The sequence below is a fragment of the Streptomyces bobili genome, assembly GCF_002154575.1.
GTDB classification, from domain to species: domain Bacteria; phylum Actinomycetota; class Actinomycetes; order Streptomycetales; family Streptomycetaceae; genus Streptomyces; species Streptomyces bobili.
Map to the genome: position 1 here is coordinate 1 of NZ_MUBA01000548.1, position 7,025 is coordinate 7,025.

At 72.2% G+C, this 7,025-nt stretch carries 6 protein-coding genes and 1 riboswitch; of the genes, 1 reads left to right on the plus strand and 5 read right to left on the minus strand.

Going from position 1 to position 7,025, the window contains the following annotated elements:
- The 3 genes from BZL64_RS33120 to BZL64_RS33130 form a co-directional block, all read right to left on the minus strand.
- Positions 1 to 871 (minus strand): alkaline phosphatase family protein (locus BZL64_RS33120; RefSeq protein WP_107430388.1); only part of this gene is annotated, 871 nt, incomplete at its 3' end.
- On the minus strand, positions 871 to 1,458 hold the full coding sequence (locus BZL64_RS33125) for a DUF5998 family protein (RefSeq protein WP_373314742.1): 588 nt from the start codon (positions 1,456 to 1,458) through the stop codon (positions 871 to 873). The genes BZL64_RS33125 and BZL64_RS33120, both read right to left, overlap by 1 nt.
- A 52-nt stretch (positions 1,459 to 1,510) precedes the next feature.
- Complete coding sequence (locus BZL64_RS33130; RefSeq protein ID WP_086772803.1) at positions 1,511 to 4,378, minus strand: bifunctional acetate--CoA ligase family protein/GNAT family N-acetyltransferase; 2,868 nt, start codon at positions 4,376 to 4,378, stop codon at positions 1,511 to 1,513.
- 178 nt (positions 4,379 to 4,556) lie between these two features.
- On the opposite strand from BZL64_RS33130, the gene BZL64_RS33140 reads away from it, so the two are divergent.
- Positions 4,557 to 4,838, plus strand: coding sequence for an HPr family phosphocarrier protein (locus BZL64_RS33140; protein ID WP_086772804.1), 282 nt, complete (start codon positions 4,557 to 4,559; stop codon positions 4,836 to 4,838).
- 214 nt (positions 4,839 to 5,052) lie between these two features.
- Here BZL64_RS33140 and BZL64_RS33145 read toward each other — a convergent pair whose 3' ends face one another.
- Together BZL64_RS33145 and BZL64_RS33150 are read right to left on the minus strand one after the other, a co-directional pair.
- Positions 5,053 to 5,745 (minus strand): GntR family transcriptional regulator, encoded by a 693-nt coding sequence (locus tag BZL64_RS33145; RefSeq protein WP_086772805.1) that lies wholly within the window; start codon positions 5,743 to 5,745, stop codon positions 5,053 to 5,055.
- A 188-nt stretch (positions 5,746 to 5,933) separates the two neighbouring features.
- Positions 5,934 to 6,689 (minus strand): M23 family metallopeptidase, encoded by a 756-nt coding sequence (locus BZL64_RS33150; protein WP_086772806.1) that lies wholly within the window; start codon positions 6,687 to 6,689, stop codon positions 5,934 to 5,936.
- 13 nt (positions 6,690 to 6,702) lie between these two features.
- Positions 6,703 to 6,870: riboswitch (cyclic di-AMP (ydaO/yuaA leader) on the minus strand.
- Positions 6,871 to 7,025 lie beyond the last annotated feature (155 nt).

The following is a 7,025-nucleotide window of genomic DNA, read 5'->3' on the forward strand; positions in this document are numbered from 1 at the left end:
GCGCCTCGCCGAGCAGCTCCCAGTCCGCGTCGAAGTCGAAACGGTGATCCTCGTCGAAGGGCACGTCGACCATGCCGTGGTCGGCGGTGACATAGAGCGCGCTGCGCGGCGGGAGCTGCTCGGCGAGGCGCTGGACGAGCCGGTCGACGTACATGAGCTGGCCGCGCCAGGTGTCGGAGGAGACGCCGTAGCGGTGTCCGGCGCCGTCGAGTTCGGCGTAGTACGTGTAGACCAGGGAGCGGTCGCCGGCCGCGAGCTGCTCGGCCGCGAAGTCCATGCGCTCCTCGCCGGTGAGGCGCCCGTGGAACGTGCCGCCGCTCAGCGCCACCTTGGTGAGCGGGGTGTTCTGGAAGTGGGGCGAGGACACCTGCGCGGCGTGCACCCCGGCCGCGTCGGCCAGCTGGAACACCGTGGGGTACGGCTGCCAGGCCTGCGGCGAGGTCCACGGCTGCCAGCGGAGCTGGTTCATCAGCTCGCCGGTGGCCGGATTACGCACGGTGTAGCCGGGCAGGCCGTGTGCGCCGGGCGGCAGCCCGGTGCCGACGGAGGCGAGCGAGGTCGCGGTGGTCGCCGGGTAGCCGGCGGTGAGCGGGCGCCCGGTGCCTCCGCGGGAGCTGCCGAGGAGGCTGTGCAGGTAGGGCGCCTCGTCGCGGTGGGCCTTGATCTGCTCCCAGCCGAGGCCGTCGATCAGGAAGACGCAGTTGCGGTCGGCCGGGGTCAGCTCAGAGATCGCCGCGGTGAGGTCCGGGACGCCCATGCCTGCGGCGAGCGTGGGCAGCAGGTCGGCGAGCGAGCCGGAGCCGTACTCGGGGACGGGTGCGGAGGAGACGGCGAGGGGTTCCGGGTCGTCCCAGACGGCGGGCTGGGCCATTACGCGGTCAGATCCGCGGTCGCCTCGGAGAGCGACTGGGCGAAGGCGAGGGTCTGGCGCACCGTGTCCGGGCCGTCCCCGGCCTCGCTGACGCGCAGGCTGAGGTCGTCGGCCGTCGAGCTGCCGGTGTAGCCGTGGTCGGCGTCGCAGTTGGGGTCGCCGCAGGCGGCGGGCTCCAGGTCGATGCGGGAGACCGCGCCCCAGCCGATCGTCAGCACGACCTCGCGCGGCAGGCTGCCCGGCGTGTACGACTCCGGGTTGGCGACCACTCGGCTGAGGACCACCGAGGAGATCCGGCTGAGCTTCACGGACTCGGTGGACGTCGTGGCGTACGGCGTCGGGGAGGTGGTGTCGGCGGCCTGCTCGTCGGTGTGGCTGACGATGAAGCGGTTGCCGGTGAGAACCAGCACGGTCACATGCCGGCGCACTTCGTTCTGGTCGAACGTGGTCTCCTGGTGGACCAGGTACGACCGGACGGGCTCGCCGCCGACGGCGGCCTCCACCGCCTCGGCCACGAGGGCCGGGTAGTAGCCGCTGCGCTCGATCGCCGCACGCAGCCCCTGGGTCGTCGTACTGGTCTTGGCCATGCCCTCCATCCTACGGGGACCCACTGACTGCGAGGGACCGGTGACGGCTCCTTCAGTAGGCGGGAAGCGTCCGTGGGCCGAGGTCGTCCCGGGCGGGCGGGGGCGCGAGGCGGACCGAGGCACCGAGAACGCTCAGGCCGTGCGGGGCGACGACGACCGGCTCCAGGGTGACCGCGACGACCTCCGGGTGGTCGTCGACCAGGCGGGACACCCTGAGCAGCAGTTCCTCCAGGGCGGGGGTGTCCACGGGCGTCGAACCGCGCCAGCCGAACAGGAGGGGTGCCGTCCGGATCGACCGGACCAGGGAGCCGGCGTCCCGGTCGGTGACCGGGATCAGGCGGTGCGCCATGTCACCGAGCAGCTGCGAGGCGGCACCGGCGAGCCCGAACGACAGTACGGCTCCCGCTGCCGGGTCGATGACCGCCCGGACGACGGTGTCCACCCCGCGCGGGGCCATCGCCTGGACCACCGGGCGCAGCTCCTGCGGGGCGCCGAACAGCTCGGTCAACTCGGAGTACGCCCGACGCAGTTGCTCCTCGTCGGCGAGGTCGAGGCGGACGCCGCCCAGGTCGGCGCGGTGGCGCAGGTGGGGGGCGGTGGCCTTGAGGGCGACGGGGTAGCCGAGGGCGGCGGCGGCCCGTACGGCCTCGTCCGGGGCGGGCGCGGGGAGGGAGCGGCGGACGGGGATGCCGTACCGGCCGAGCAGCTCGCAGGTCTCGTCGGTGCCGAGGGTGAGGCCCTGCCCGCGCGCGAGGAGCCTGCCGATGAGCGCGGCGGCGCCCTTCTCGTCGATGTCCTCGTGCTCGGGCACCTTGCCGGGGTCGGCCGCCTCGCGCCGCCACTGCGCGTACTTCACGGCCTCGGAGAGGGCGCGGACCGCGCGCTCCGCGGCCGGGTAGGCGGGGATGAGGTGGGTACCTTCGAGGGCCTCGGAGGCTGCTGCCTCGGCCGCGGGGGCAGGGGGCGTGCCGGTCGCCGTGCCGGGCTCGGTCGGCCCGGTCCGGGTCGCCCCGGCCTCGGCCGCCGCCGCGTCCGGGGTCGCCGTACGCGCGCGTGGGGCGGTGCTGGTCGCGGCGGACAGGGCCGCCGCGAGACCTCCCAGTTCCACGTGCACCACGAGCACCGGCTTGGCGGGGCCCGCGGCCGCGGCCGAGCGCAGCGCCTGCGCCAGTTCCGCGTCGCCGGGGGACGCCTCTCCGATCGCCGGGATCGCGGTCACCACGACCGCGTCGCACGCCTCGTCGGACAGGGCGTGCGCCAGGGCGGCGTGGAAGTCCTCCGCCGACGCCTCGGTGGTGAGGTCCAGGGGCGGCTGCGGACGCAGCCCTTCGGAGAGGCACGCGTCGTACGTCAGCAGCCCCAGCGACTCCGAGTTGCCGAGGATGCCCACGCGCGGGCCGCGCGGCAGCGGCTGGCGTGCCAGCAGCAGGCCCGCGTCGACCAGCTCGGTGATGGTGTCGACGCGGATCACGCCGGCCTGCCGCAGCAGGACGGACACCGTGGCGTGGGGCAGCCGGGTGGCCCGGACGGCGTGGCCCTGGGGAGCGGAGCCGGCGCCCTGGACCACCACCAGCGGCTTGGCCGCCGCCGTGCGCCGTGCGAGACGGGTGAACTTGCGCGGGTTGCCGATGGACTCCAGGTACATCAGGGCTACGTCGGTGTCGGGGTCGTCGTACCAGTACTGCAGCACGTCGTTGCCGGACACGTCCGCCCGGTTGCCTGAGGAGACGAACGTCGACACACCGGTGACGCCTGTGACGCCGCCGCCGCGCCGGTGCAGGCGGGACAGCAGGGCGACGCCGATGGCGCCGGACTGGGCGAACAGGCCGATCCGGCCGGGCCGCGGCATCTGTGGGGCCAGCGACGCGTTCAGTTGTACCTGCGGGGAGGTGTTGATGACCCCGAAGGCGTTGGGGCCGATGATCCGCATACCGTACGCGCGCGCGTGGCGCACGAGTTCGCGCTGGCGCTCGCGCCCCTCGGGGCCGCTCTCGGCGTATCCGGCGGCGAGGACGACGAGTCCCTGCACGCCGTGCTCGCCGCACTCGGTGACGACTTCGGGCACGTGGTCGGCCGGGACGGCGACGACCGCGAGGTCGACGTGTCCGTCGATGTCGCGCACCGAGCGGTGGGCGGGTACGCCGTCGAGTTCCTTGAGGTCCTCGGGGAACGCCTTGTTCACCGCGTGCAGGTCTCCGGTGAAGCCGGCCTCCCGGAGGTTGCCGAGGACACTGCGGCCGACGCCGCCAGGGGTGCGGCCGGTGCCGATGACGGCGACCGAGCCGGGCACCAGCAACCGCCGTACGGAGTGGGCCTCGGCTCGCTGTTCCCGCGCGCGCTGCACGGCCAGGGAGCGTTCGGTGGGTTCGAGGTCGAACTCCAGGCGGACGACGCCGTCCTCGAAGCTGCGCTTCTGGGTGTAGCCGGCGTCCGTGAACACCTTGATCATCTTGTTGTTCGCGGGGAGCACCTCGGCGGCGAACCGTCGGATGTCCCGCTCGCGGGCGACGGCCGCGATGTGCTCGAGAAGGGCGGAGGCGACACCCCGTCCCTGGTGGGCGTCCTGCACGAGGAAGGCGACCTCGGCCTCGTCGGCGGGGGCGGTGGCGGCCATCCCGTCGGCCCCGATGCGGTCGTAGCGTACGGTGGCGATGAACTCGCCGCCGACCGTGGCCGCGAGTCCCACCCGGTCCACAAAGTCGTGGTGCGTGAAGCGGTGGACGTCCTTCGCGGACAGTCGCGGGTAGGGCGCGAAGAAGCGGTAGTACTTCGACTCGTCCGACACCTGCTCGTAGAAGCTGATCAGGCGCTCGGCGTCATCGACGGTGATGGGGCGGATGCGCGCGGTGCCGCCGTCGCGCAGCACCACGTCGGCTTCCCAGTGGGCGGGATACTCGTGGCGGTCCGGCGCGCTCTGCATGGGCCCCAGAGTACGGCTCGCGTATGACAACGGCGCGAGGCAGTCTGTGGGGGGACGGAGGTCGGATCGAGGCCGCGATCCGACGACCGCACCGGGACGGGACACACGGACCGTCCTCACACGCTTCACGTGTGGAACACTGGTCTAGACAACCTGAGACTCTGAAGGGCAGCATCACATGGCTGAGCGCCGCGTCAACGTCGGCTGGGCCGAGGGCCTTCACGCCCGCCCCGCTTCCATCTTCGTCCGAGCCGCCACGGCCGCAGGCGTCCCGGTGACGATCGCCAAGGCGGGCGGCAACCCCGTCAACGCGGCCTCCATGCTGGCCGTCCTCGGCCTGGGCGCCCAGGGCGGCGAGGAGATCGTCCTCAGCTCCGAGGCCGAGGGTGCGGACATCGCCCTCGACCGGCTGGCCAAGCTGGTCGCCGAGGGGCTCGAGGAGCTTCCCGAGACCGTCTGAGCCGGTTGCCGCACTCAGCGGCCGAGAGCCGCGTCACCCGATCCGGGTGGCGCGGCTCCGCTGTTTTCCGACCCGGAGGGAATTGCCGTAGGCATGTCGGAAATAGTCCGCAGGCACACGAAGAGCGCGCCACCGCAATAAGGGGGCGCGCCGGAAAAAAGAGCAGCGGAAATGCTTCTCCGTCGAATTCACTTCTTTGTATACGGCCCTCTTGTTAATGCCGGAGGCCGGACATGTTTACGACGTGTTGCGAAGTCCTCACACGGTCCTGGCGATCGCCGCCGGAAAAGCGCAGCCGGTGTGCGGAGGTCGCGCGCTCGGTGTGCAGCGCCGTGACCGCCCGCGCGCGCTCCGCGTCGCCGCGCGCCACCGCGTCCACGATCGCGCCGTGCTCCGCCCAGGACTCCACGGGGCTGGCCGGCGCCTCCACCGCGTACATCCAGGAGATCTTGTGGCGCAGCTGGGTGAGCGTCGAGGTCAGGGCGTGGCTGCCGGCGGCCTGGGCGAGGGTCTCGTGGAACCAGCCCCCCAGGGAGCGCAGGTCCTCGCTGTTGCCTCGCCTGGCGCGCTCCTGGCCCAGCCTGACGAGGCCGCGGAGCACCTTGAGATGCGCCTCGGTGCGGCGCTGGGCCGCTCGGGCGGCGCCGAGCGGCTCCAGCAGCATCCGCATCTCCAGCAGGTCGGCGGCCTCCTGCTCGGTCGGTTCGGCGACGCACGCGCCCGCGTGCCGCCGCGTGACGACGAAGCCCTCGGCCTCCAGCGTGCGCAAGGCCTCCCGGACGGGGACGCGCGAAACGCCGTAGCGGCGTGCGAGGAGTTCCTCGGTGAGACGGCTGCCACGCTCGTAGACACCCGCGACGATGTCGTCCCGGATGGCCGTGCACACCGAGTGCGCCGGAATACGCATGACCGACCTCCGCCTTAATCCCCGTGAAACGTCGACGATTGACGTGTGTTCCGTGACTCTATTGCAATCAGCGGGGATTTCCGATGGCGGACCGAAATCCATGGATATTTTTTGGACAGCGCGGTCACTGAAACGACGAAAGCCCCGGCCAAGAGGGCCGGGGCCGTACGATCTGTCGCCGTACGTCGTCAGATGTTCACGCCGTGCGTGCGGAGGTAGGCGGCCGGATCGATGTCCGAGCCGTACTCCGCGCCGGTGCGGGCCTCGAAGTGCAGGTGCGCGCCGGTGACGTTGCCGCTGGCGCCGGACAGAGCGATCTGCTGGCCCGGAGCGACCTTCTGGCCCACCGAGACCGCGATGGACGACAGGTGGCCGTACTGGGTGTACGTGCCGTCGTTCATCCGGATCACGACCTGGTTGCCGTAGGCGCCGCCCCAGCCTGCCTCGACGACGGTGCCGAGGCCCACCGCGTGCACGGGCGTGCCGCTGGCGGCGTGGAAGTCGATGCCGGTGTGGCTGCCGGAGGACCACAGGGAGCCGCCGGACCCGTAGCCGGTGGAGACGTAGGAGCCGCTGATCGGCGACACGAAGGTGTTGAGGCGCTCGCGCTCGGCCGCGCGGGCCGCGCGTACCCTGGCCTCGCGCTCCGCCTTGGCCTTGGCGGCGGCCTGAGCGGCGGCCTTCTCGCGCTCGGCCTCCTGCTCGGCGGCCCGCTTCTGCGCGTCGGCCTGGTCGTCGATCTGCTCGGCGACCGTGTCGCCGATGGAGACGACCGGGATGAGGCCGGTCTGCTCGAGGGGGGTCTCGGCGGCGAGGGCGGGGCTGGAGGCGACGGTGCCGATGACACCGGTGGTGGTGAGCGCCGCGATGCCCGCCGCGCGGGCGGTCGTGCGCTTCATCCGGCTGGGACGACGGTGCTTCCCGGTGGCGCAAGTGGACGCCATGTAGTTGAGCGGTCCTTTCCTTCCCTCTCGCCTACCGGGTTAGCTGACGGGTTCGGAGCAGGAAGGTCTCCTACGGACCCCCTCGCGAAACGCGCGGGCGTCCGATTCACCCCAGGGACTGCCTAGTTGGGTCCCCGGCTCCCCTGGCTCGCGCCATGCGGGGACTCGGCGATGACTGTCCGGTGCCGCGGATGCGGCGCACTGCCTGACGAACAGCCCGGTCGAAACTAGACGCGGCGGCCGTCAATCCCCAAACGGAACGCGGCTTTTGTAGCGCATGCCACAGGGCAGACAGGCAACCTCTCCCCCAATTCGGACATCAAGGAGCCCTGGTGG

Excerpts from the sequence above, each read along its gene's own strand:
- BZL64_RS33130 (WP_086772803.1), bottom strand. The coding sequence starts at position 4,378 with ATGCAGAGCGCGCCGGACCGCCACGAGTATCCCGCCCACTGGGAAGCC.
- BZL64_RS33145 (WP_086772805.1), bottom strand. The coding sequence starts at position 5,745 with ATGCGTATTCCGGCGCACTCGGTGTGCACGGCCATCCGGGACGACATC.
- BZL64_RS33125 (WP_373314742.1), bottom strand. The coding sequence starts at position 1,458 with ATGGCCAAGACCAGTACGACGACCCAGGGGCTGCGTGCGGCGATCGAG.
- BZL64_RS33150 (WP_086772806.1), bottom strand. The coding sequence starts at position 6,689 with ATGGCGTCCACTTGCGCCACCGGGAAGCACCGTCGTCCCAGCCGGATG.
- BZL64_RS33140 (WP_086772804.1), top strand. The coding sequence starts at position 4,557 with ATGGCTGAGCGCCGCGTCAACGTCGGCTGGGCCGAGGGCCTTCACGCC.